This is a genomic window from Bacteroidales bacterium (assembly GCA_013314715.1).
In the GTDB taxonomy this organism is placed as follows: domain Bacteria; phylum Bacteroidota; class Bacteroidia; order Bacteroidales; family GWA2-32-17; genus Ch61.
In genome coordinates this window covers 21750-47634 of sequence record JABUFC010000021.1, presented here as the reverse complement: position 1 = coordinate 47634, position 25885 = coordinate 21750, and the positions used below count along the sequence as shown (strand labels likewise).

The 25885-nt window shown below is 33.7% G+C and carries 17 protein-coding genes and 1 CRISPR repeat array (1 of these 18 running past the window's edge); of the genes, 10 read left to right on the top strand and 7 right to left on the bottom strand.

Features of this window, described 5'->3' with window-relative positions; translation table 11 throughout:
* Nucleotides 1–1047: 1047 nt before the first annotated feature.
* The 6 genes from gatE (at nt 1048) to HPY79_06505 (ending at nt 9154) form a co-directional block, all read left to right on the top strand.
* The gene (gene gatE / locus HPY79_06530; GenBank protein NSW45450.1) at nt 1048–3009 is read left to right on the top strand and encodes a Glu-tRNA(Gln) amidotransferase subunit GatE; all 1962 of its coding nucleotides are present in this window, start codon (nt 1048–1050) and stop codon (nt 3007–3009) included.
* Between the two features lie 4 nt (nt 3010–3013).
* Entirely contained in the window at nt 3014–4402 is a 1389-nt protein-coding gene (gene gatD / locus HPY79_06525) for a Glu-tRNA(Gln) amidotransferase subunit GatD (protein ID NSW45449.1), read from the top strand.
* The gene (locus HPY79_06520) at nt 4402–5061 is read left to right on the top strand and encodes a CoA pyrophosphatase (GenBank protein ID NSW45448.1); all 660 of its coding nucleotides are present in this window, start codon (nt 4402–4404) and stop codon (nt 5059–5061) included. The genes gatD and HPY79_06520 overlap by 1 nt, the downstream gene beginning before the upstream one ends.
* Nucleotides 5027–6430 carry a 23S rRNA (uracil(1939)-C(5))-methyltransferase RlmD gene (rlmD, locus tag HPY79_06515; protein NSW45447.1) on the top strand — a complete coding sequence of 468 codons (1404 nt, stop codon included), beginning with the start codon at nt 5027–5029 and terminating at the stop codon, nt 6428–6430. Before HPY79_06520 ends, rlmD begins: the two co-directional genes overlap by 35 nt.
* Before the next feature lie 139 nt (nt 6431–6569).
* The gene (locus HPY79_06510; protein NSW45446.1) at nt 6570–7430 is read left to right on the top strand and encodes a hypothetical protein; all 861 of its coding nucleotides are present in this window, start codon (nt 6570–6572) and stop codon (nt 7428–7430) included.
* Between the two features lie 80 nt (nt 7431–7510).
* Complete coding sequence (locus HPY79_06505) at nt 7511–9154, top strand: Ig-like domain-containing protein (GenBank protein ID NSW45445.1); 1644 nt, start codon at nt 7511–7513, stop codon at nt 9152–9154.
* Nucleotides 9155–9189: 35 nt separating this feature from the next.
* Here the strand turns inward: HPY79_06505 and pyk are convergent, their stop codons facing one another.
* The 6 genes from pyk to HPY79_06475 form a co-directional block, all read right to left on the bottom strand.
* A complete protein-coding gene (gene pyk, locus HPY79_06500; GenBank protein ID NSW45444.1) occupies nt 9190–10623 on the bottom strand; it encodes a pyruvate kinase in 1434 nt (477 codons plus the stop codon).
* Nucleotides 10620–12074 (bottom strand): sodium/proline symporter, encoded by a 1455-nt coding sequence (locus HPY79_06495; protein NSW45443.1) that lies wholly within the window; start codon nt 12072–12074, stop codon nt 10620–10622. Before HPY79_06495 ends, pyk begins: the two co-directional genes overlap by 4 nt.
* Before the next feature lie 97 nt (nt 12075–12171).
* Nucleotides 12172–13149: a DUF4476 domain-containing protein gene (locus tag HPY79_06490; protein NSW45442.1), complete on the bottom strand. Its 978-nt coding sequence runs from the start codon at nt 13147–13149 to the stop codon at nt 12172–12174.
* Between the two features lie 6 nt (nt 13150–13155).
* Nucleotides 13156–14439: a hypothetical protein gene (locus HPY79_06485; protein ID NSW45441.1), complete on the bottom strand. Its 1284-nt coding sequence runs from the start codon at nt 14437–14439 to the stop codon at nt 13156–13158.
* A 15-nt stretch (nt 14440–14454) separates the two neighbouring features.
* Nucleotides 14455–15543, bottom strand: a complete 1089-nt coding sequence (locus tag HPY79_06480; GenBank protein ID NSW45440.1) for a hypothetical protein — start codon at nt 15541–15543, stop codon at nt 14455–14457.
* 100 nt (nt 15544–15643) lie between these two features.
* Nucleotides 15644–16165, bottom strand: a complete 522-nt coding sequence (locus HPY79_06475) for a hypothetical protein (protein NSW45439.1) — start codon at nt 16163–16165, stop codon at nt 15644–15646.
* A 131-nt stretch (nt 16166–16296) separates the two neighbouring features.
* On the opposite strand from HPY79_06475, the gene HPY79_06470 reads away from it, so the two are divergent.
* Nucleotides 16297–17490 carry a pyridoxal phosphate-dependent aminotransferase gene (locus HPY79_06470; GenBank protein ID NSW45438.1) on the top strand — a complete coding sequence of 398 codons (1194 nt, stop codon included), beginning with the start codon at nt 16297–16299 and terminating at the stop codon, nt 17488–17490.
* A 53-nt stretch (nt 17491–17543) separates the two neighbouring features.
* On the opposite strand, the gene HPY79_06465 is transcribed toward HPY79_06470, so the two are convergent.
* Entirely contained in the window at nt 17544–18992 is a 1449-nt protein-coding gene (locus HPY79_06465) for a sodium:solute symporter (protein NSW45437.1), read from the bottom strand.
* Between the two features lie 210 nt (nt 18993–19202).
* On the opposite strand from HPY79_06465, the gene cas1 reads away from it, so the two are divergent.
* From cas1 to cas9, 3 genes are all read left to right on the top strand, one after another.
* On the top strand, nt 19203–20141 hold the full coding sequence (gene cas1 / locus HPY79_06460; protein ID NSW45436.1) for a type II CRISPR-associated endonuclease Cas1: 939 nt from the start codon (nt 19203–19205) through the stop codon (nt 20139–20141).
* A gap of 20 nt (nt 20142–20161) precedes the next feature.
* Nucleotides 20162–20497: a CRISPR-associated endonuclease Cas2 gene (gene cas2 / locus HPY79_06455; protein ID NSW45435.1), complete on the top strand. Its 336-nt coding sequence runs from the start codon at nt 20162–20164 to the stop codon at nt 20495–20497.
* Between the two features lie 206 nt (nt 20498–20703).
* Entirely contained in the window at nt 20704–24429 is a 3726-nt protein-coding gene (cas9, locus tag HPY79_06450; GenBank protein ID NSW45434.1) for a type II CRISPR RNA-guided endonuclease Cas9, read from the top strand.
* Between the two features lie 1057 nt (nt 24430–25486).
* Nucleotides 25487–25885: direct repeats of the CRISPR family, unit length 47 nt; unit sequence GCTGAAAAGAACCTATCAAAGATACAAAAATGTAAGCAAATCACAAC (it continues 1112 nt past the right edge of the window).

Genomic DNA, 25885 nt, shown 5'->3' with positions numbered 1-25885 from the left:
GGGTTGGTATTGTGTTGTGATCCCGATTTCTCGGGATCGCCATGACGAAAAAGGAGTTTTGCAAATGTCTCATGATGTGAATAATATTTTTGATTGGATGCTGAAATAAATTCAGTATGATGGTTTTTGGGTGAGTGTTGGGTTTTGGTAGAGATACTGAAACAAGTTCAGCATGACGTATAAGGGATAGTATGAAGGAAATGATGTGTTTGATTGGATACTGAAACGAGTTCAGTATGACGGTCGGGAGGTAGTGTTGTAGTTTGAGGAGATACTGAAACAAATTCAGTATGACGCTTGGAGGCTAGTATGATGGTCTTTTGAAATAGGCAATACTCACCACACCATTCGTCATCCCGAACTTGTTGCGGGATCTTCCCACGACTTCGCCACTTATTAGACCTAAGTAATTATATGTCAATTCATTATACGATCATAAATGGCATATTTGATATTTTTAATCCTACGGATTGATAAATTTCTTTTGCTTGTTGAGTTATATTTGACGGAATAACATAGCGTTTATTCGTTTTTTATCACGTAAAATACTTAGTTGTACACTTAACAACGATTGACGTATAATTTGTGGTGAGACATCCTTTCCTAACACTCGCATACGATACAAGATCTTTGCAAAACTCTTTTATCTCAACAATTCCTTCCTGTCATTGCAAATGAAGGTTTGGTATTGTGTTGTGATCCCGATTTTTCGGGATCGCCATGACGAAAAAGGAGTTTTGCAAATGTCTTTTATTTTCAATTTTTTTTCAATTACATAAGAAAAAAAAGTTTTGCAAAGGTCTCAATACTTATTTAAAGACAACAAATATTTTACGCTTAAGTACTTTTAAAAATTTATTATCAATTGATTATATTTTATTAAATTTTATGTAAGTTTGTAGCATTCATAAATCAGGATTATCATCTACAATAGTGTGAGTAAACGTTTATCAATTACAAAAGAAATCTGGATAAAACTCCCCGTTAAAAACGAAAATATGCTTCGTTTAATAGGTAGGGAGGAAAAATTAAAAATTTACATAAATTATGATAAAATTTGATGCTTTAGAAAATTACAAAAAAACAGAACAAGCCATTGGATATATTCCAAGAAAAAAAGCTACTCTCGATGATTATAAACGAATAGGTTTCATGTCGGGATTAGAAGTTCATCAACAATTAAAAACGAAAGAAAAACTTTTTTGTCATTGTCCTGCAGGGATTTATCAAAAGCCTCATGATTACGATGCTGAAATTATTCGTCATATGAGGCCAACACTGAGTGAACTTGGCGAATACGATGGCACTGCTTTGATGGAATTTAAAACACGAAAAGAAATTGTATATCAAATCAAACATCAAACTGCATGTACTTACGAAATAGACGACACTCCCCCCTTTAAAATTGACCGTGAAGCCCTTGAAATAGCTCTTGAAATAGCTATGCTTTGCAAACTTAATATTGTTGGCGAAGTACATATTACTCGAAAACAATATTTAGATGGTAGTATTCCTACAGGCTTTCAGCGTACAGCCATACTTGGAGTTGAAGGCGAATTGGATATGCCACACAAAAAAATAAGACTTATTCAACTTAGTATCGAAGAAGATTCTTGCCGCGAAGTTAGTGATGTTGGGCACAGAAGAGTATATATGACCGACCGTTTAGGCATGCCACTCATTGAAACGGTTACTTATCCCGATATGCAGTACCCTGATGAAGTCAAAGAAGTTGCCGATTATATTCGTTTTTTAAATAGAAGCACGGGTAAGGTTCGTATTGGAATTGGGGCTGGGCGTCAAGATGTAAATGTAAGTTGTAAAGGCGGAACTCGTGTCGAAATAAAGGGAGTTTCGCATAATAAATGGATACCTGAACTTACTCATAATGAAGCCTTCCGTCAATGGGCTTTATTACACCTACGTGATGAATTGTTAAAAAAAGTTCCTGATATTAACAATTGGAAAATTGAATCGTTAGAAATAAATCCACAATTTTTTGATTTTAATTATACACCCTTAAAAAATGCGATAGCACAAGGTCATAAGCTTATAGCCGTTAAGTTGCCCTATTTTAGAGGTGCTATGTCGCATTTTACTCAACCTGGACGTTGTTTTGCTCACGAAATTAGCGAAAGATTAAAAGTTATTGCTTGTATCGAACAGCCCAATATGACCCACGACGAAGATTGGGAAAAAAATGTAAGTGATGATATTTTTGAAAAAACATACAAACTTTTAAATGTAAGCGAAAACGATGCAGTATTACTTTTCTGGTCGCCAGTTGATGATATTCCTACTGCTCTTGAAGTCATTCAGGAACGTTGTCAAATGGCTTTTAAGGGAGTGCCTAAAGAAACCCGAAAATCGCTGCCCAGTGGAATCACAATTTTTGAACGCGTATTGCCTGGCGCTGATCGTATGTATCCCGACACTGATTCGGCACCGATACCCTTAGCCAATGAATATCTTGAAAAAATTGCAGAAAAACTTCCTGTGCCAATTAACAAGCGTTTTCAACAATTAGTTGAATGGAAAGTACCAAAAGATACTTATACCTATTTATTACGTAATAATCTTGTCCCGCTCATTGAGAAAATAAATATTGAATTGGGATTTAACCCAATTTTTGTTGCTACCTTATTGGCTCACCGCCTAAAACACTTACAAGGAAAAGCAAAAAATAAATCTCAATTCCGTTTTGAACAAGTTTACGACCTATTAGCATTTATAAAACAGAACCAATATACAACTCAATTAGCTTACCCACTTTTAAAAGAAATTTATTTACACCCCGAAATGGACTTTCAAAGTATACTGCACAGCATAAAATTTCAGCCCAAAACAAAGGAAGAAATTATGAATGCAGCACAATTATTAAAAAATAAATTTACACCTAAGAAAGAAAAGAAAAAAACACTCATGAGCAATTGGATAATGGGTGTAATTCGACCACAAGCAATTGGGAATGTAGAATTAAACGAAGTATATAAACTTATAGAATTATAACGTTATGGCAGACGATGTATTTAAAGGATATAAAGGTAGAGCTCTAGCTTTACTTCAGCAATTTAATGTTAGAGTATGGGGACAAGCCCGCATAGTTACTTCGCGTGGTGAATTTAATGGAACAGTACTTCCTAGAGCAGAAAACGACGACGATATGCACATTGTTGTAAAGGTTGCAACTGGATACAACATTGGCATTGATGTTACTACCATTCAAAGTATGCAGGAATTAGGCTATAAAGAAGCACATTATAAAATTCCAGAAAAAGAATTTCCAGTAAACCCCAAAAATCCCAATGTAAAGTTGTTTGGAACGGGAGGAACCATTGCTTCTCGTCTCGATTATAGAACAGGTGCTGTTATACCCGCTTTTTCGCCCGGTGAGCTTTATGGTGCAGTGCCCGAGTTGGCCGATATTTGCAATATCTCGACCGAAAAATTATTTGCAGTTTTTAGCGAAAATATGGGTCCCGAACAATATAAAAAACTTGCCATATCTATTGGTAAAGAAATAGAAAAAGGCATCGATGGTATTATTATCGGACATGGCACGGATACATTGAGTCATACTGCTGCTGCATTAACTTTTATGGTTCAAAATCCACCCGTGCCCATAGTATTAGTCGGTTCACAACGCTCAAGCGACCGACCATCATCTGATGCTGCCCTTAATCTTATTCATGCAGCTATTACAGCTGGTCATGGCGATATTGCCGAAGTTATGGTTTGTATGTTTGGCCCTACAAGCGATGAATATGGCTTTTTACATCGTGGAACACGTGTACGTAAAATGCATTCATCGTATCGTTCTACTTTTAGAACATTGAGCGATACACCTTTAGCTACCGTATCTCGCAAAGATGGAGTTAAACCTATTAAAGAAGTTTATAATCATCGCCGAAAGGATAAAAATGTTATTATTAAACCTTATTTCGAAGAGAAAGTAAGCCTCGTTTATTATTATCCTAATATGCAGCCCGATATTATAGATTCATTAGTTGATAATGGATATAAAGGGATTGTTATTGCTGGGACAGGTTTAGGACATATTAATAAACCACTATATCCAGCTATTGAAAGAGCTACTAAAAAAGGTGTACATATATTTATGACCGTACAGACACTTTATGGCTTTTGTCATATGTATGTATATGACACGGGACGCGATTTAATGGCAAAAGGAATTATTCCCGCCGAAAATATGTTACCAGAAACAGCTTATATTAAATTAGGCTGGGTATTAGGCCAAACCAACGACCCCGAAGAAGTTAAACGTTTAATGCTAACTCCTATTAATGATGAGATTACCAAACGTGAGCCCTATAATGGATATTTAGTTTATCAAGGAGGAGTTCCCGAAGTAGAAGAATTTTTAAGGAAATTCCATAAATAATGTCAGCTAAAATTAATATACAAACACTTAAGGCTTTATTTACAAATGTTGATCTTCCGGGATGGAATGCCCAACATTTGTTTTCGCCTACTTTTCGCAACGAACAGCTACAAAAAAATACTCAACATCAATATGAAGCAGCTGTTGGAATTATTTTATTTATTAAAAACAATGAACTTTCAGTTTTATTTATAAAACGCACACCCGATCCTGGACCTCATAGCGGACAAATTGCGTTTCCCGGTGGTGCTAAAGAAATTAATGAAACCCATTTAGATGCAGCTTATCGCGAAATAGAAGAAGAAATCGGTGTAAAAAAACAAGATTTAACTTTTATTGCATCTTTAAGTTCACTTTATATACCAGTAAGCAAATTTTTGGTTTACCCATTTGTGTTTTTTTGCGAACATCTCCCAGTATTAAATATTAATAAAGCTGAAGTTGAAAAGATACTTATTTTTTCAGTAAAAGATTTTTTGAATTCAGATGTTTTATCTACTTCTACCATTTATTATAACCAAAAAGAATACCATGTGCCTTGCTTTTTGCTAAACGATAACATAATATGGGGTGCAACATCCATGATATGGAATGAATGCTTAAGCATATTAAAACAAATATTTAATGAGCAGAACCAAATTACACGGACAACTATTTGAAGTAGAAATTATTGATACCACTGTTGAGGGTAAAGGGGTGGCTAAATTAGACGATAAAATATTTTTTGTCGATAATGGAGTGCCGGGCGATAAATTATTAATTCGTGTTATCGCCAAAAAAAGACGTTATTACGAAGCGCAAACAGTCGAAATATTAAGTTCTTCAGACGATAGAACAAAACCATTTTGTCAACATTTTGGATTATGTGGGGGATGTAAATGGCAACATATGAGCTATAATGCTCAGTTAAAGTATAAAGAAAAACAGGTTTATGATCAGCTTGAGCGAATTGGCAAATTGCAAATTGAAACCAAATATCCTATTCTAGCTTGTAATCCAATACAATATTATCGCAATAAACTCGATTTTACTTTTTCTACAAATCCATGGTTAATAAATACGAATGATGTTATACGTCCTGTATTGGGTTTTCATATTCCTGGACGCTACGACAAAGTACTCAATATAGAACATTGTTTTTTTCAACCCGAACCATCCAATAAAATAAGAAATCTTATACGCCAGTTTGCATATGAGGCGCATATTCCTTTTTATAATTTAAAAAATCACGAGGGCTTTTTGCGTAATTTAATTATACGCAATAATCGTAAGGGAGAATTTATGCTTATACTTTCGGTTGCATATGAGCAACACGAATGGATTGATAGCATAAAAGAGCTTATACGTAAGAATGTACCTGAGGTAAAATCGTTTTATATAGCTCTAAACAATAAATTGAATGATTCGTTAGAGAATGTTCCACTTAAACTTTTATATGGTCAGGAGCTAATCAAAGAATCGTTGCTTAACCTTGAATTTGATATACATCCCGTATCGTTTTTTCAGACCAATTTATATCAAACCGAAAAACTTTATACTAAAGTAAAAGAATGGGCTGCTTTAAAAGGCGATGAATTAGTATATGATTTATTCTGTGGTACAGGAACTATTTCGCTTTTATTAGCACAACAAGCCCGTTTTGTAATTGGTATCGAATATGTTAAAGAGGCAATAGATAATGCTTATTCTAATGCGCAAAAAAATAATATTCATAATATATATTTTGAGGCAGGCGATGTAAAAGATATTATAATTAAAGATCATATTAAAAGATATGGTAAACCCGATTTAATAGTGCTTGATCCTCCACGTTCGGGAGTTCATCCCGATGTTATTCAAAGCTTGGTCGAAATAGCTTCTAAGCGAATTATTTACGTTAGCTGTAATGCTGCAACTCAAGCCCGCGATTTAGCTTTACTAAAAAATCATTATAAAATTGTTTATTCTCAACCGGTTGATATGTTTCCACATACTAGCCATGTAGAAAATATCGTACTATTAGAAATTTTATCAACAATACAGGATTAAGCACAAGCTTTTAAAAGATTGATAATTAACGTATTAAGTAAAGTTATTAACATACATTTTCTTTGTTTGAAGCAATATCATTACCCTACAATAAAAAATGATTTACCTTTGTCTTGATTAACCAATTAAATTTTTGCCTATGAAAAAAGTAACCGTTTTATTAAGTGTAATGCTTTTTGTTGCATTTATAACTAATGCACAAGAAGAATTAAAAAACAAACAAGGTGTTCCTATTTTACCAGCTGCGGGTGATTATGCTTTAGGTATTGATGCAACTCCTGTTTTCAATTTCTTTGGAAACTTTGTGAAAATTAACAGTGCTGTAGCTTTTAACGATCCAAGTTCTTGGAATTTTGTTAATACTAATAATGCTATTTTTGCGAAGTATTTTGTTGATGCTAAAACTGCTTATCGAGCCAATATTCGTATTGGTTTAACTTCAACTACTGATAAAGAATACGTGATGCAAGATGGTCAATCAGACCCATTAGTTACTGTTGAAGATAAAGCAAAAATAGGAAATACTAATATTATTTTAGGACTTGGAATGGAAAAACGTCGTGGCGTTAGCCGTTTACAAGGTTTCTATGGTGCTGAAGCTCAAATTTTATTTGCTGGCAGTAGTAAAAAATATACTTATGGAAATGCCTTCTCTTCAAGCAATACTACTCCAACCATGACCAATTTTGATGCTGCTGATCCTAATGTATTAGGTGCAAGTGCCAGAATTACAAAATCAAAAAGTGGTTCTACTATTGGTTTAGGTGTTCGTGCTTTTGCTGGCGTTGAATATTTTATTGCACCTAAATTTTCTGTTGGCGGTGAGTTTGGTTGGGGCTTAACTATAGCTACTCAAGGCGATGGCAAACTTACCACAGAAGCATGGGATTTTGCTAATAGTACGGTTAAAACAACTGAAACCAAAACTGGTGGTGGCGGTTATATGGGATTTGATACCGATAATTTTGGCGGTTGCATCTATATGATGTTCCATTTCTAAATCTACTATTTAACATAAAAATAGGCTGTTCTTCGTTTGAGGAATAGCCTTTTTTTATTTTTGTTCATTATATTTGTGCAATGAATTTGGCGATAAAAATATTTTATTATTCTATTCTCAGCTTTTTTCTATATAGCTGTGCAAGCCAAGCGCCATTGGGAGGGGGGCCTCGTGATAATAATCCACCAAAACTTATTAAATCAGTGCCTCAAAATGCTGAAATAAATGTACAATCTCAACAACTCGATTTTGAATTTGATGAATTTATCCAAGTAAAATCAATAAATCAGAAACTATTGGTTTCACCTCCGTTAAAATATACACCTGAGTTGAAATTACGTGCAAAAGGATTTAGCCTTATTATAAAAGATACACTTAAAAAAAATACAACCTATAATTTTTATTTTGCCGATGCCATTCAAGATTTAAACGAAAACAATGTATTGAACGATTTTAATTTAGTGTTTTCAACAGGAGAAATTATTGACTCTATTAAATTAGGAGGTAGCATTGTTGATGCATTAACATTAAAGCCCGAAAAAAACTTTTTGGTATTACTCTATAGCGATACTACCGATAGCGTGCCATTCAAAGAGAAACCAAATTATCTAACAAAAACTAATGCCGATGGTATTTTTCAATTTAATCATCTGCAAAAAGGTTATTACAAATTAGTTGCTATAAGCGATAAGAATAACAATTATTTGTTTGATGCTGGTAGCGAAAAAATTGCCTTCGCTAGCCAGCCAATTAATTTAGATAAATATATAGATACGCTTAAACTATATAGTTTTGATGAAGACCGTACAAAGCAATACATAAAAAAGAAAGATCGAAAGTATCGATTTAAAGCAGAATTATATTTTAATGCACCATCACCCGAACCACCTAAGGTATTACAATCAACAGCTAAATTGTTAGATACATACGTGAGCCATAATAACGACTCTATTTTTATTTTTTTTGCTGATTCGTCTCAATATGCAAACGATACAATTCGCTTTAATATTACATATGCTTATTTTGATAGCTTATTAAATAAAGTATATAAAACTGAATATGTTGAATTGCCATATAATGCTGACAAAAAAATATCTTCTGGTTCTTTAACATTTCAGTGGTCGGTAAAAAACTTTAAGATACCTGCCAGCGAACCTCTGCACATAGAGTTTAGTGAACCGGTTTTAAATGTAGAAAATGCAATTATTATAGAGCAAATGTTAGCGGATTCCACTTTTAAAAAAATTTCAACTTTAGTACAAAAAGACAATAAAAATACCCTCAGATGGAATATTCAAACATCATTGCTCTCTGGTCAAAAGTATCGATTTGTATTAAATGCCAATAACATTACTTCTCCATATCAACATAAATTATTGAGCGATACGTTAATTATACAAACATTGCAACCCGAAGATTTTGCAAACTTAAAACTGAATATGACTATTCCTTTTAAAAATAAATATTTGGTTATAGAGCTTTTAAACGATAAAAATCAAAGATTACGAACATATACAATAACCGAAAATCAAACCATTAACATTCAACATTTAGAACCTGGTAAATATAATTTACGTTGTTTTATCGATGAGAACCAAAATGGTAAGTGGGATAATGGTTACTACATTTTGAAAAAACAACCTGAAAAAGTATATATATATCCTCAAACTTTTCAACTCAGAGCCAATTGGGATTTAGAGTTAAACTGGAAAATAGAAAAATAGATAAGTTTTATTTAACTTTATGGTTGTTTTCACAATTAAATCATGATCTTAGTAAGTTTTACCATATTGGTACGTCCTTTGGCTTGAATGGGAGTGCTACCAACAAATACTACCACATCGTCGTTTTTTACTAAACCTTGTTCAATTAATTTTTTGGTAGCTTCTTCTACTGCATCGTCAATAGAATTAAAAGTTGGTGCATAGTACAATTTAGCCCCCCAAAGTAACGACAATTTGGGTAATAATTTGTCGTTGTTAGTAAAAATATAAATATCAGCTTTAGGGCGATACGAAGCTACCTGATAGGCAGTATAACCCGAATGACTAAAAACAACAATAGCTTTAGCACATGCTTGTTGTGCTAATTTACATGCTGTAACACAGATATTGTCCGATAAAAATGTACGGTCGTTTTCTTTTGTAGGATGATATTTGTAATAATTATAAGCTGTTTCTTCAGTAAAATTAATAATACTTTGCATAGCTCTTACGGCTTCGATAGGAAACTTTCCTACCGATGTTTCACCACTAAGCATAAGTGCATCGGCGCCGTCAAGCACAGCGTTGGCAATGTCGGTTGCTTCGGCTCGCGTGGGTCGAAAAGTAGAAATCATACTTTCTAACATCTGAGTGGCAATAATTACCGGTTTCGCTTGCAACAAACATTTTTTTACGATTTGTTTTTGTATCAATGGTACTTTATCGAATGATATTTCGACCCCTAAATCGCCTCGGGCTACCATTATTCCATCGCTCAAATCTATAATATTATCGAGTTCTTTCAAGGCTTCTGGTTTTTCAATTTTTGCAACAACAAACGAATGGGCTTTCGCTTTTTTTATGCGTTCTTTTAATTCAATAATATCCGTTGCACGGCGAACAAACGATAGTCCTATCCAATCAATATTTTGCGATAAAGCAAATTCTAAGTCTTCAATGTCTTTTTCTGTTAAACAAGGAAGTGAAACGGCAGTATCGGGAAGGTTTACGCCTTTATGCGATGATAATATACCTCCGTTTATAATTTTTGTTACAACACTATCTTTGCGGTTGGTTGAAAGTACTCTTAGGCGAATTTTACCATCGTCAATTAATATTTCTTCGCCTTCGTTTACGTCTTGAGGAAACTGCTCATAAGTTAAATAGGCTCGTTTTTCGTTGCCTATACAGGGAGTTGTTACAATGCAAAACTCTTCTCCATCTTTTAAAAAGATTTGATTGTTTTCTATATCGCCAATGCGCAATTTAGGACCTTGCAAATCTACAAGTAAAGCTACTTCGGTATTAAGTTCTTTGTTTAATTCTCGAACTGTTTGAATAACTTTAGCATGATCGTTGTAACTACCATGCGAAAAATTTAACCGACATACATCTACACCGGCTAAAATAAGTTCTTTTAATTTATCTTTCGATGAAGTGGCCGGACCTATGGTGGCTACGATTTTTGTTTTAGATGATGTAGGTTTCATATTGATGGTTTTACTTTAACGATATAAGTCGATAAAACGGCTGTAAAAGCAGCTACAAAGAAAGTTAAAATTCGTGATGTAATCGCTTCTTCCATTCCTGTAGATATCCAAATAATGGTAAAGCTGATTCCTATAATAATGGTTATTACAGCTGCTAATGCATGAAAGCGTTTCCAGAAAAGTGCTAGTAAAATAATTACTGAAAAGGTTCCTCCAATGCCAGCCCAAACATAGCCAACTAAAGTGTAAATTAAATTCGTAGGTGCCAAAAAAGCTGCTAGTAAAGCTAATGCTGCAATAATTACGAGAACCAACCTAGAGATAAACATTGAGTAAGAATGTTTTTTTAGAAAGTATGGCTTTATAAGCGATTCTGAAAGTTCTGTAGCTGATAATATCAATAATGAATCGGCTGTGCTCATAATTGCTGCAATAACACCTGTAATTAAAATAGCTGCAACAGTGGGTGGAAACAAATAAAGTAATAATTGTGGCATTACTTTTTCGGCATCGGCCAAGCCACTGCCTACAGGACCAAAAAAGGCTATGCCAAGCCAACCAATGGTTAATGCGCCCATATATGCAATAATCGTCCAAAAAATGCCTACATTTCGAGCAATTTTTGCATTTTTATGATCTTTAATAGCCATAAAACGCATGCTAAGTTGAGGTTGTCCTCCTAAATATCCAAAGAACCACGAAATGCCACCCAAAAATGTTCCCAAAGCCATGCCATTGCCGGTGTCGCCAAACCATGATAAATAAGAAGGACCCGCCTTTTGAAGTGCTTCGGTAATTGAAACAGCATAAGAATTCGGATTGTGGGTCAATTGAATCAATCCTGCTATAGGTGCAAAAATTAAAATTGAAATCATAATGAGCGACTGAACGACATCGGCATAAACTACACTTTTAAATCCACCGTAAACAGCGTAAGGAACAATTATTAGGGCTATTAATACCATTCCCAGTGAAGCATCAATGCTAAATAAGGTGTTGAATGTTTTGCCTCCGCCTAAAAATTGAGCTCCTACATAAAAAAAGAAGAAAAATACAATGACCATACTGGCAACTAAGCGTAGTAATTTTGCATGGTGTCCAAAGCGTTTGGCAAGATAATCGGTGTAGGTTTCGGCCTGATATTTTTCGGCTTCGTTGCGTAAACGCCATGCAAGTAACCACCATGAGGTTACGATACCTAAAACACAGCCAACGGCTGTCCATATGCTCGAAAGTCCTACCGCATAAGCATAACCAGGTAATCCCAGTAATGCCCACGAGGATTCACCTGCCGAGCGCTCCGATAGAGCAGCAACCCAACCCGGCAAAGAACGACCAGCAATAGAAAAATCGCTCTGGTTTTTGACTTTTCGACCTTGATATAAACCAAACAATAAAATAGCAACAAAATAAACTACCAGTACAATGATGTATTGAACTTCTGAGGTCATATTTATTTTTTGTGTGAAGATATGAAATTTTCAAATACAAAAAAAGGCTGTCCTTTTAATGCAGCCTCTTTTATTACTTTTATCTTTTGCAGACAATTTAATTTACTCCTTGAAGAAATTCGTTTAATTCGTCGATTGACGATTCAAACTTAAATCCTTCGTTAACTTTAAAATAATTGTTTTTATCGTAGGTATATTTATATGCATATTTAGCAAACTCGAGGCGAGAGCTTTCAAACCCAAAAACATCCATGATTTCTTTTACCTGTGAGCTTAACATGCAGTTGGAGCTTACTATTTGTTTGGCTGTAGTAAGTTTTGAGTCTTCGAACGATTTAGAAGCTATTGATTTTTTCGCTGATTGAAAATCGACATCGCTCATAGGATTAGCACAACCACCGATTGGTTGAGCTTGAACTTGTGGTTTGGGTTTAATGGTTGTTTGTTCTTGTTGAACTGGTTGACTTACAGTAGTGGTTGTTGTGGTAGTTGTAGTTACAGCCGAAGTTTGGGTATTCGTTTGAATGCCTGGCATATGTATATTCATGTTAACGCCATCTTGAGTTTCGGTAACATTTACACCCACACCCATATTAACGTTGGTATTAGTGGTAGGGTTGGTAATGGTGGTGGTTTGTTGGACTGTTTGCGTGTTGGTAGGTTGTGTTTGTACGGTGGTTTCAGTTGGCTGAGTGGCGGGTTGGGTAGGCGAATTTGCAATATTAGACGAAGAAAGAACTTCCCAAGTAGCATCTCTGTTGCGAATTTCGTATTTACCTTTATTATTTTTGCGTATCATATACTTAACGTAACAACTATTGCCATTGACATCTACAACTTGAAATTTATGGTCAATAGTACCTAGTTTTGGGTCTTCGAAAATAATTTTGGCTTTACCCCATTTCATTTCAACGGGGAATTTTTCGACATTATATTGAGGTTCTTTATTTATTTTTTTACCGTCAATTACAACCCAAAATTTATCGCCATCTTGGCTGTAAAACGATAAATAACCGCTTTGAGCGTTAGCAAAGCTATATAATACTACTAAAGCAAATAATACAATGGTTCTCATATTCAATTATTTTTTTATTTCTAATTCTTGAACTTTAACTTTTTGTGGAGCAAAATTTATTTGACGCCCGTATATTAATTTTACATCTAAAACTTTTTGTTTAAATTCTGGAATAGCATCGGCAAAATCGAGGATTTTATATGCCAATTCATCAGGGCGGTCTTTATAAGTTAGATTAAGTTTGGTATAATTATCAAAGCTTACGATTTCTATTTGTCCTCCGAAACGCGAATCGGAGAGCATTTTGTTTCTAAGCTCTCTGAAATCGCGGAAAGTGCCTATAGAATAAAAACGCAATTCGAATGGAGTGCCGTTGTTTACCCAGCCGCCAATATATGAATTAAACAAATATAATAATTTGGTAATGCCTTTATTTACGCCTTCTTTAATATTTTCGTACATTGTCGATTTAGCATCCATTCCGCTTTTCCAGTCGCTTTCTAAGGCTATAGTTCCTAAGCCCTCGGCAGTACAATTGTCATAAGCTTTAGCTTCAATAATAACTTTAGTAGCAGTACGCGTATCGAATGCTTCGCTTCTTGAAGAGGTAGATATATTGCTGATAAGAATAATAAATTGTGCATCGGCTTTCATACCAATGTGTTGAACATAAGATTCCTGATTGGTTTCACTGTTTTGATAAATACCTTCGGCTTCTTTTAACAATTGTGAGGCACGTTCTTTTTCGATATAACGATATTTGCGTTCGGCAAGAAATTCATTGATACGTTCTACAGCATAGTCGTAATATGGTTTTTCTTCGGGTTTTACTTTGCGGGCATCGTACATAACCAAAAAGCGAACTCCGCCAATTGCTTTCGATAAGAGTTGCATATCGGCTTTTAAAGGATTTAAGCTTACTTTTGCTTGAATGATAATTTCATATCGATCGGGGAAGGGTGTTTCTTTAATAACGTTGTATGAAGCTACGTAACCCTCGGTTTTGGCAGAAACAGCATCGCGAACAACCATAAAATTTTCCATGCTTGTTTCGGAGCTTATGGCTACGCCTGCAGCTTGGCTTACTGCATTTCGGAGAGCATCTTGTAATGCATCGTCGCGTTTTAAACCTACGCCTTTGGCTTCAACTTCTTTTAAGCTGTTATCATTTGCTAGCGATGCATTCATGGTAACTGAACTTGGTTGAGTTGATTGAACAGGTTGAGTAGCGTTAGGTTGAGTTGTTTCGGTACTGGTTGATTTTGATTTTTTGGATTTCTTTTTTTGAGCTTCTACAGGGTTAAAAGCTATGATTGACACAATAAATGTCAGAAATATTAAACGTTTCATAATAGCAAAATATTTTTAGATTAACATCATTAAGAACTTACCAATTTTACCGGCGACTTGACCAATTTTTTGCCAGTTTACTTTTTTCAAGCTTTTGTTATCGATAACCAATTTGCCCGATTCGGCTTTGATGACGTTTAACACTTCTACTCCTTTTTTGAATCCGATTTCTTTCATAAGTTGTTCGGTAGTATTGAGTAATTGAGGAAACTTGCCTGTTTTTGGGTCGTAAAGTTTAGTCATATCTAACACAAGGTTATTGTTTTCGTCAACTATAACGGGGAACATACTGGGGTCGAATTTTTTACCATTCATATTGAAAGCTAAGCCTTGCAATACTTGATCTTTTATTTCGGGTGGTACTTGATTAACAACGTCGCTGATGTTAGCGGTCTTTTTTAGAGTTGGAATATCGCTATAGATAGCTGGAGCAATTCCGTTTTGTTCGTATAGTTTTACACGCATTCTTACTTCAATCGTGCCATCTTTTTCAATGGGTTCGCCTACGAGTTGAGCACCTTTGATAACACCGTCGATACGGGTGTAAATGTAGTCGCGGGTGGTTATCATATCGTTTACAGTAGTTTCGCTTGTAACATTAACGCCTTTAATAATTTCAAGCAAATTGCGTTGAGCATCAACTATAGCGCCTCTTTTTGCCATAAGCTTGGCTTGCGCAGCATTTTTAAAACGTTCATTATCGATAACGGAGGCACCTTTGGCTTCAATGTATTGTTCTGTCCAGTTAATTGAACCATTGGGTTTTTCTTGGATAATGGGTTTCGATTGTGCAATTAATTGTTCTATATTTATAGGTTTGGCATCAATGGGAGCGGCTGTTTGAGGTTTTTCTGGTTCTATCGGTTTTGAAACGGCACTTTCGGGTTGGGCTTCTGCTGGTTTCGATTCAACGGGTTTGGCTTCGGTTGGTTGGGTATTTATGGGTTGAGTTTGCAGCGATGGACTTGCTTCTTTTTGAGTTTGCGAGTTTACTTGTTCGGTTTTTTCTTTCTTATTTTTTTTCTTGTTTTTTTTGTTTTGAGCTTCAGAAATTTCTGGTAAAACAAGCAATAAGCTAACTAGTAACAAAATAAAAGTTTTCATAAAAATTATTTTTAGTTTAACAAACGGTGCTTTTTCAAAATTTATGCCATGAAAATAAGAATTTTGACAAAGGTAATATAATTTATCGAATTTCAAAAAATTAAAAGAGTTGATTTGCTTCGTCTTTTAAAAAATCAATAGCAGTTCTAATGGGTGTAGGGTTTAATAATAGCCAATGAGCCATAATTTTTTGGCTTAATTCCATGTGAGGAGCATTAGCATCTACTTCTTCGGCAGCAAGATTAATAATTTTAATAACATTTTCTTTTGCATTCACAATTACATCCCATGCTGGTTTTGACATGTATAATTGTTGAGCTAAATTATGTTCAAATTCTGCTCTAATAAGACTTAGCATATCCATTTGCAGTTGACGAGCGTTCATTTGGGGTGTTTGTAGGCGAACTATTAACGAATTGGGCGACATGCGTTCTAGAAATAAAATCATACGCTCGTATGCTTGAAGGCGAAGGGGTATGGTAACTTTCATGTGTTCGGCTTTAAATTCCCATGTGCGTTTATTGCGTTCGTTGTCAAAAAATAGTTTTAATAAATAGTAAGCAGTAGCAAACAGTATTGCTCCAACCATTACCATTAAAATTACCGTAGCCCATTCATTCATAGTTGATAAGTTGTTAAAAAATTTCGCAAGTTTACACAAAATTTCGCAAATAATTTCATACCTTTGCCGTATCTAAATCATTTTAGTATATTTATTTAATGGATACAGAAATAAGTTTTAAAATCAATCCAATGGATTTAATAGCCGACCGTGTAAAAGCCCTTTCTGAATCGCAAACTTTAGCCATGACTCAAAAAAGTCGTGAGTTAAAAGCAAAGGGAGTAGATGTTATCAATCTTAGTATTGGTGAACCTGATTTTACAGTTCCACAGCACATAAAAGAAGCTGCTAAAAAAGCTATTGATGATAATTATTCGTATTATCCACCTGTTGCTGGGTACGACGATTTACGAAAAGCAATTGTCGATAAATTTAAACGCGATAATAATCTTGAGTTTAAGCCTGAACAGATTGTTGTTTCGAATGGTGCTAAGCATTCTATTATGAATGTTATACTTAGCTTGGTAAATGCTGGCGATGAGGTTATTATTCCTGCTCCTTATTGGGTGAGCTATATCGAAATGGTTCGTTTGGCAAGAGGTAAGGCAGTCGTTATTGAGTCGTTTATCGAAAATGATTTTAAAGTTACACCGGAGCAAATCGAAAATGCTATTACCGATAAAACAAAAATATTTTTATATAGTTCGCCATCGAATCCAACAGGTTCGTTATATACCAAAGATGAACTTAAGGCATTTGCACAAGTATTTGCACGTCATAAACATGTGATGATTGTTTCGGATGAGATTTACGAACATATCAATTTTGTTGGTAAACACGAAAGTATTGCTCAATTCGAAGAAGTACGCGATCAGGTTGTGGTTATTAATGGTGTGTCGAAGGGCTATGCTATGCCCGGATATCGTATTGGTTATATGGTAGCTCCCACTTGGTTGGCCAAAGCTGTTATCAAAATTCAGGGACAAATGACGTCTTCGCCATCATCAATTGCTCAGATGGCTGCACTAGGAGCTTTGACGCACGATAATAGTACTATTTATGCTATGCGTGATGTTTTTAAACACCGTCGCGATTTAATATTGTCTTTATTGAAAGAGGTTCCCGATATGAAAACCAATGTGCCCGAAGGTGCATTTTATGTTTTTGCCGATGTTAATAATTATATGGGACGTACGAATGGCGAAGTTACAATCAATGACGATAACGATTTATGTATGTATCTTCTCAACGATGCGAATGTCGCATTGGTTGGAGGATCGGCATTTGGAACACCCGGATATATCCGATTTTCGTATGCTACTTCTGACGAAAAAATTATTGAAGCTGTAAAACGTATTAAAGCTTCGCTTGCAAAACTATTTTAATAAAACAAGCTCAACCATTATTTTATGGAGGCACTAGTCAAGGTGCCTCTTTTTTATTTCTTTTTAGAAAAAATCAATAGCAATAAAAAAGTGATACAACCATTTACCAATATAAGCTCAAAACCAAATTTATAATTTCCAAAAAGCGAGGTTGAATAACGATTTAATAAATAACATATAATCGGCGATAAAATAGCAATATAAGGCACTAGACGATCGATTACGATACGACGTGTAAGCAAGCCAAATGCATATAATCCTAATAAAGGACCATACGTATAACCTGCAACCGTGAACAATTCGCTAATTACAGCTTCGTTGTTGATAAAGCTAAAAACTACTACTATAATGTATAACAAGGCTGCAAAAGCAATATGAACTTTTATTCTTGTTTTTTTTATGTTTGCTTCGGGAAGATTTTTTCGGGTTAAACCGAGTATATCGATGCTAAAAATAGTGGTTAGCGAAGTGAGTGCTCCATCGGCACTCGGAAAGGCTGCCGACACAACACCAATTAAAAAGATGATAGCTGTTATACCACCTATATGTTGTAGGGCTATGATAGGAAATAAATCGTCGGTTTTATTTGGAATTGCAATACCTTGGTTTTCGGCATAGATATATAGCAAAGCACCTAAAAAGAGAAACATTAAATTTACAATGGCTATAACTAAACTATAACTGATCATGTTTTTTTGAGCATCGCCAACCGATTTGCAACTCAGGTTTTTTTGCATCATTTCTTGGTCTAAACCGGTCATGGTCAACGTTATAAACATACCTGCTAGAAATTGTTTCAGAAAATGACGCTTATCAGACCAGTCGCCCCAGAAAAACCAATCAGACATGTGCGATTGTTTAACCTGAGAAATTAAATCCGCAATAGGGCTGTTTAATGCTTGTGCAATGTAATATATGGTAAAACTAACAGCTATTAACATGCCTAATGTTTGTAACGTATCGGTATAAACCAAGGTTTTTACTCCACCTTTATAAGTGTAGAGTAGCATCAAAAATAAAAACATAAGGGCTGTTATACTAAAAGGGATGTTCCATGCATCGAATACAAAAATTTGTAATACGTTTATAACGATATACATTCTAAATGCAGCCCCAAGGCTTCGCGATAAAATAAAAAAAGCTGCTCCTGTTTTGTACGAAGCAACGCCAAAACGCTGATTTAGGTAAGAATATATAGAAGGTAAGTTGAGTTTATAGTATAAGGGCAATAATATAAAAGCAATAAGAAAATATCCTGCAATATAACCCATAACCATAGCCATATACGAAAATTGAGTAGTGCCAACCCATCCTGGTACCGACATAAAGGTAATTCCCGACAACGAAGTGCCCACCATTCCAAAAGCAACCCAATACCATTGACTGCGTCGATTGGCATTAAAAAAAGTATGCGAAGTTGCCCCACGCGAAGTTAACCACGCTATGAGCATTATTACAGAAAAATACAATAAGAAAATGATAAATAACTCCCAAGCATTCATGAGCAGTTTTTTTTGCAAAGATGACGAAAAAAGCTGGTAATACGATGTAAAAAATTAAAAAATAAAAACAAAAATGGCTGAAGTATTTGCTTTTTTTCAAAATTTTTATAATTTTGATTACGGAATATAGCTAGATTGAGATGTAAAAAAACTCAGGTTTAATAAAATGAGTTAGTTATATGAGCTTAATTAAGTTATAAAAAATAAATTATGATAAAAAGAACTTTATATTTTGGTAATCCAAGCATTCTTAGTCTTAAAAATGAACAGCTTTTATTAAGATTTCCTGAAATTGAGAAAAATAGTGAGATTAAGAAAATAGTCGAAAATAAAGGCGAAATTACTTTTCCGATAGAAGATCTAGGCATGATTATTTTAGATCATCCACAAATTACAATTTCACATGCTCTTATTTCAAAACTTATAAGTTGTAATGTTGCTATTGTTAGTTGCAATGAAACTCATCATCCTCATGGTTTGTTATTAGCCTTACATTCAAATACGTTACAAAGTGAGCGTTATAAAGAACAATTGGAAGCATCAGAACCATTAAAAAAGCAACTATGGGCACAAATTATTCAGCAAAAAATTTGGAATCAATCGCAAGTACTCAAAAAAATAAACGAAAAAAATGATATAGATTATTTATTAAAGTTAAGTAAAAGTGTAAAAAGTGGAGATAGTGACAATCGCGAGGCAGTTGCAGCTTCGGTTTATTGGTCGAAAATATTTTCTTTTATCGATAATTTTACTAGAAATAGAGACGGTCTTCCGCCTAATAATATGCTAAATTATGGTTATGCTATTTTAAGAGCAACCTTAGCACGATGTATAGTTGAGGCTGGACTTTTGCCCACATTAGGTATTCATCATCATAATCGTTATAATGCTTATTGTTTAGCCGACGATCTTATGGAGCCTTATCGACCATGGGTAGATTATTTAGTTTATAAAACAATTGTTAAATTTGGTGTAGTTAATGAACTCCATAAAGATGTTAAAAAAGAGCTCATGTCAATTAATTATGTCGATTGTAAAATGAATGGTGAAATTAGTCCATTGCATATTGCAGCTCTTAAAACAGCTCGATCGCTTCAAAAATGCTTTGAAGGTAAGCAACGAAAATTATCTTTACCTGAATTTACATAATATTATAAAAATTAATTTATATGTTAAACCGTTTAAATGCTTATAGAATTATGTGGCTTATGGTAATGTTTGATTTACCTACTGAAACCCAACAGCAACGAAAGCGGTATGCTCAATTTCGTAAAACCATTATGAGTTTTGGCTTTAATATGTTTCAGTTTTCTGTTTATTTAAGACATTGTCCTAGTAGTGAAACAGCCGATGTACAAAAACGAAGACTTAGAAGTATTGTGCCTGATGAAGGTGTGGTGGGTGTTTTAGAAATTACAGACAAACAATTTGAAAAAATGGAAATTTATTACGGGAAAAAAGCCAAACGACCTCCTGAAACACCTTTACAACTCGAACTATTTTAATAATAAAAAATAAAAAATTAGTTAAAAGTTGTTGTTTTTTTTCATAACTTAGCAAAAAAATAAGGCATATAATGATAAGTAAAACAAAAAAGGCGATTCTTTTTTCTAAGAACCACCTTAAATGTTTTCACAACGGAATAATCCTTATTGTGATTTGCTTACATTTAATGCAAAGATATAAAGAAAAATATTAAAATACAAAAAATATGGCAAAAAAAATTTTAGGACTCGATTTAGGTGCAAATTCTATTGGATGGGCATTAATAGAAGAAACTGAAAATAACAGTAAAATCATTGCTATGGGGTCGCGAATTATACCCTTGAACCCAGATGATAAAGATGAGTTTATGCAAGGAAATGCTATATCAAAAAATCAAAAAAGAACTGAAAAACGTACACAGCGTAAAGGTTACGATCGATACCAACTAAGAAGAAAAGCATTAACGGAAGTGCTTCTTAAGAATAATATGTTCGATCCGAATCTTTTCAATTTAAAACAACTTGAATTGTGGGGGCTTAGGGCAAAAGCGGTTAATGAAAAAATAAGTCTTACCGAATTAGGTCGCATATTGTATCATTTGAATCAAAAAAGAGGCTATAAAAGTCCTACAAAAGCTAGTTCGCTCGAAAAAAAAGAAACCGAATATGTTCAAGAAGTAAAAAATAGATATCAACTCATTAAAGAGCAAAACCTAACCATTGGGCAAAAATTTTACGAAGAGTTAAAACAAAATCCATATTATAGAACTAAAGAACAAGTTTTTCCTAGGGAGGCATATATCGAAGAATTCGATAAGATTATTGAATGTCAAAAAAAATATTATCCACATGTTTTAACCGAAGAGCTTGTCAATAAAATTAAAAACGAAATTATTTATTATCAACGACCGTTAAAATCGCAAAAAGGTTTAGTTTGTGTATGCGAATTCGAAGGAAGAAGGATTATTATCAACGGTAAAGAAATTTTTGTGGGTCCAAAAGTGGCACCCAAAAGTTCGCCCATTTTTCAAATTACCAAAATTTGGGAAACTATCAATAACCTTAAACTTAAAAATAAAAATGGAGAACAAATTAATATCCCTATTGATAAAAAAAGAGCTATTTTTGAATATTTAGATAAAAACGAAAAATTAACAACTAACGAACTATTTAAGATTCTTGAAATAAAAAAAGAAGATGGATGGTATGGCAATAAACAAATCAATAACGGTATTCAAGGCAATATTACAAAAGTAAAAATACTTAAAGCTCTGGAAGGGCAAGAATTTGATGCCCATATTTTACAATTTAATATTGAAATAAATGAGTTCCATGAGGAAGTTAGTTTAGTTGACACTAAAACAGGCGAATATATTACTACTAACAAAAAAGTAGTTTTACATAATATTGAACAAGAGCCATTTTACCAACTTTGGCACACCATTTATTCTATTGATGGCACACAAGAATGTAAACAGGCACTTATTAAAAAATTTAATCTTTCTGAACAGCTAGCCGAAAAATTAGCCAATATCGATTTTAAAACTTCGGGTTATGGCAACAAATCGGTAAAAGCGATGCGTAAAATATTGCCATATCTTATGGATGGCTACAATTACAGCAATGCTTGTTCTTTGGCTGGATATAATCATTCATTTAGTCTGACGAAAGAAGAATTGTTACAAAATCAATTAAAAGACAAACTCGAACTTTTGCCCAAAAACAGTTTGAGGCAACCTATTGTTGAAAAAATATTAAATCAACTTATCAATTTGGTAAACGAAATTATCGACGAAAATAGGGGTTGGGTTACACGACAAGACCGTATTAGCAACAATTTTGAGATACGAGTTGAACTTGCTCGAGAACTCACATCGAGCAAAGAAGAACGTAACGAAGCATTTAAGTTGCAACGCGAACGTGAAAAACAAAATAAAATAATTGCAGAACGACTCGAAAAAGAATACGGATTAAAACCTACACGTAACAATATTATTAAATGGCGTTTATTTCATGAAATAACAAATGAACAGGAGGCGCGTATTAATGCTATTTGTATTTATTGCGGACAACCATTTGGATTTAGCGATGCATTAACTGGAAATAACATTGATATAGAACATATTATTCCTAAATCGCTATTATTCGACGATTCACAAAACAATAAAACATTGTCGCATCGGCATTGCAATGCAGCAAAAGGGCAAAATACAGCCTATGATTATATGAAAAGCTTAGGCGATGATAAATTTAACGAATACATCGAACGAGTTGATAAACTTTTTAAAGATAAACTCATTACCAAATCTAAACGCGATAAGCTTTTAATGCCTGCTAGTAAAATACCCAAAGATTTTATCAGTCGTCAGCTAAGAGAATCGCAATATATTGCTCGTAAAGCTAAACAAATACTTGGTGCTATTTGTTACAATGTTTGTAGTACAAGCGGGAGTATTACAGAACATTTGCGGAGAATTTGGGGATGGGACGATGTTTTAATGGAATTGCAACTGCCTAAATATAGAGCAGTGGGTCTTACTGAAATTATAGAAATAGAAATAGATGGACAAATTCACCAAAAAGAAGTTATTAAAGGTTGGACAAAACGCGACGATCAGCGACACCATGCCATCGATGCTCTGGTTATTGCTTGTACACAGCAAGGATTTGTTCAACGTATAAACACTTTAGCATCGCAAACGACCAAAACCGAAATGTTAGCAGAACTTGAAAACCAAACCGAAACATATAAAAAGAAATTAAGTTTACTCGATAAATATCTTATTTCAAAAAGACCATTTACTACACAACAGGTTAAAGAAAAGGTAGCTAATATTCTTGTTTCTTATAAAGCAGGTAAAAAAGTTGCTACTTATAGTGTACGCAAAATAAACCAGAATGGAAAAAAAGTTATAGTTCAACAAAAAATTATTACACCACGCGGACCTTTAAGCGAAGAAAGCATTTACGGAAAAATTAAAATTATTGAAAAAGATAAAGATGTAAAATATTTATTCGAAAATTACGAACTTATTATAAATCAGCATGTAAAACAACTTGTTTTGGAACGTTTACAATTTTATCAATTCAATTCTAAAAAAGCCTTAGCATCGCTTAAAAATGCACCCATATACCTCGATCCCGATAAAAAAGTTAAACTCGAGAAAGCTCATTGCTACAAAGAAGAATACGTTATTAAATATCCTCTACAAACAATTAAACCCAAAGATGCCAATTCTATTGTTGATAAAAAAATTAGAGAGCTTGTTACACAACGATTAGAACAATATAAAGATAAAGAAAAAGAAGCATTTAAAGATCCTTTATATTTAGATGATAAAAAAACAATCCCCATAAAAACCGTTCGATGTTTTACTGGGCTTACAAAAGTTGAGCCTATTAAAAAAGACGAAAATGGTAACGACATTGGCTTTGTAAAACCCGGCAATAACCATCACATTGCAATTTACACCGATCAAAATGGTAATAAATACGAACACGTTTGCACTTTTTGGCATGCAGTTGAACGAAAAAAATACGGAATACCTATTATTATTTATGATACACAAGAGGTGTGGAATAAAATATTAAATCAAAACCATTCTTTTCCACAAAGTTTTATTGAAAAACTACCCAACGACCAATGGACACTATTGTTTAGTATGCAGCTAAACGAAATGTTTTTATTGGGTTTAAAAAACGAAGATATTAAACAATGCATCGACACACAGAACTACTCTAAGCTTAGCGAACATTTATATAGAGTGCAAAAAATAGCTCAAAAAAATTATATGTTTCGACATCATCTAGAGACACAAATAAACGACAGTGCCGAAGCTAAACTTAGCAAACGTTTTTATTTAATACAAAGTATTAACGCATTATATGATTTAAACCCGATTAAAGTTAAAATTGATTTATTAGGTCAAATTTATTTTTTAGACAATATTTAAAGCATAAACCAATAATTAATCTAACATGTTTAAATATAACAATATAAGTAATGTAAAGCGATGAAATAGTGGCATATTATAAAAAATAAATTGAATATTTATTTTCAAATGTAATGCGTCCTTTAAAATATTACCACATATACAACCATGCCAATGGGTTTGAAAACATCTTTATAGAAGAACGAAATTTTCGCTTCTTTTTAGAAAAATATCAATTTTATATTTTGCCTATTGCCAAAACGTTTGCACATTGTTTAATGCCCAATCATTTTCATTTTTTAATAAAAATTAAAGATTAAGAAGAGTTGAGGAAGGTGATTGAAAATTCTCAAGGTTTAACTGGTACAAAGCCTGGCAAAACCTTGAGAGTTTATCAGGAGAGAGGGATAGGGTAATTTTCGATAGTTATATTTCGCAATGATTTAGCAACCTTTTTAACTCTTATACAAAATCATTCAATAAAGTCTATAACCGTCGTGGAAATTTATTTGTTTCTAATTATAAACGTAAAGAAATTACTTCGGAAGAATATCTTAATCAGGTATTTATATCCAAAACAATCCTGTAAAGCATGGATTTGTAAAAAAGCCCGATGAATGGAATTTTTCGTCATATAACGCTTATGTTCTTGAAGAAGAAAGCTTTATATCCAAAAAACTCATATTTAACTACTTCGATACTATCGAAACATTGAAAATAGCTCATTTAGATAGCCTTTACCATACAGAAGATTATATTTTAGAACACTAACCAGTTATATAAAACAAATAGTTTAAATCCAAATTAATCAATAGGAGTTTCGTCTCGTTATTAAATAACGAGACAAGACGAACTACCTGATTTAGTTTGCGAAATCTCGATTTAGTGATTGTTTCAATTCCAATTTATGGAATTGATTACAAGAACTTTATCGTTTACGCATTTCTAATGTGTAATCTGGGTTAAAAACAGAAATAAAAAAATCCCGCAATCGCGGGATTTTTTGGTTCTTTTTCAGTTTTTTTTCTTTCTGTTTTTTACATATTTTCAGCCACTGGTGCTAATTTTAGCTGTATTTGCTGAAAAGAACCTATCAAAGATACAAAAATGTAAGCAAATCACAACCAAAAGGCAGTACAGCAGAAAGTGGTGTATGCTGAAAAGAACCTATCAAAGATACAAAAATGTAAGCAAATCACAACTTAGACGGTATTATTTGCAGCGGTTTGAAAGCTGAAAAGAACCTATCAAAGATACAAAAATGTAAGCAAATCACAACTTTGAAGCAGAAACATTTTTAAATAATTTAGCTGAAAAGAACCTATCAAAGATACAAAAATGTAAGCAAATCACAACAGGTATGAAGTTAATTGAATGATAAATAAAGCTGAAAAGAACCTATCAAAGATACAAAAATGTAAGCAAATCACAACATTGGATTATGTCTGTGTTCAGGATACAAAGCTGAAAAGAACCT

Excerpts from the sequence above, each read along its gene's own strand:
- cas2 (NSW45435.1), top strand. The coding sequence starts at position 20,162 with ATGTTAAACCGTTTAAATGCTTATAGAATTATGTGGCTTATGGTAATG.
- HPY79_06480 (NSW45440.1), bottom strand. The coding sequence starts at position 15,543 with ATGAAAACTTTTATTTTGTTACTAGTTAGCTTATTGCTTGTTTTACCA.
- rlmD (NSW45447.1), top strand. The coding sequence starts at position 5,027 with ATGAGCAGAACCAAATTACACGGACAACTATTTGAAGTAGAAATTATT.
- gatD (NSW45449.1), top strand. The coding sequence starts at position 3,014 with ATGGCAGACGATGTATTTAAAGGATATAAAGGTAGAGCTCTAGCTTTA.
- gatE (NSW45450.1), top strand. The coding sequence starts at position 1,048 with ATGATAAAATTTGATGCTTTAGAAAATTACAAAAAAACAGAACAAGCC.
- HPY79_06490 (NSW45442.1), bottom strand. The coding sequence starts at position 13,149 with ATGAGAACCATTGTATTATTTGCTTTAGTAGTATTATATAGCTTTGCT.
- HPY79_06520 (NSW45448.1), top strand. The coding sequence starts at position 4,402 with ATGTCAGCTAAAATTAATATACAAACACTTAAGGCTTTATTTACAAAT.
- HPY79_06505 (NSW45445.1), top strand. The coding sequence starts at position 7,511 with ATGAATTTGGCGATAAAAATATTTTATTATTCTATTCTCAGCTTTTTT.
- HPY79_06475 (NSW45439.1), bottom strand. The coding sequence starts at position 16,165 with ATGAATGAATGGGCTACGGTAATTTTAATGGTAATGGTTGGAGCAATA.
- HPY79_06465 (NSW45437.1), bottom strand. The coding sequence starts at position 18,992 with ATGAATGCTTGGGAGTTATTTATCATTTTCTTATTGTATTTTTCTGTA.
- cas9 (NSW45434.1), top strand. The coding sequence starts at position 20,704 with ATGGCAAAAAAAATTTTAGGACTCGATTTAGGTGCAAATTCTATTGGA.
- HPY79_06470 (NSW45438.1), top strand. The coding sequence starts at position 16,297 with ATGGATTTAATAGCCGACCGTGTAAAAGCCCTTTCTGAATCGCAAACT.
- HPY79_06485 (NSW45441.1), bottom strand. The coding sequence starts at position 14,439 with ATGAAACGTTTAATATTTCTGACATTTATTGTGTCAATCATAGCTTTT.
- HPY79_06510 (NSW45446.1), top strand. The coding sequence starts at position 6,570 with ATGAAAAAAGTAACCGTTTTATTAAGTGTAATGCTTTTTGTTGCATTT.
- cas1 (NSW45436.1), top strand. The coding sequence starts at position 19,203 with ATGATAAAAAGAACTTTATATTTTGGTAATCCAAGCATTCTTAGTCTT.
- HPY79_06495 (NSW45443.1), bottom strand. The coding sequence starts at position 12,074 with ATGACCTCAGAAGTTCAATACATCATTGTACTGGTAGTTTATTTTGTT.
- pyk (NSW45444.1), bottom strand. The coding sequence starts at position 10,623 with ATGAAACCTACATCATCTAAAACAAAAATCGTAGCCACCATAGGTCCG.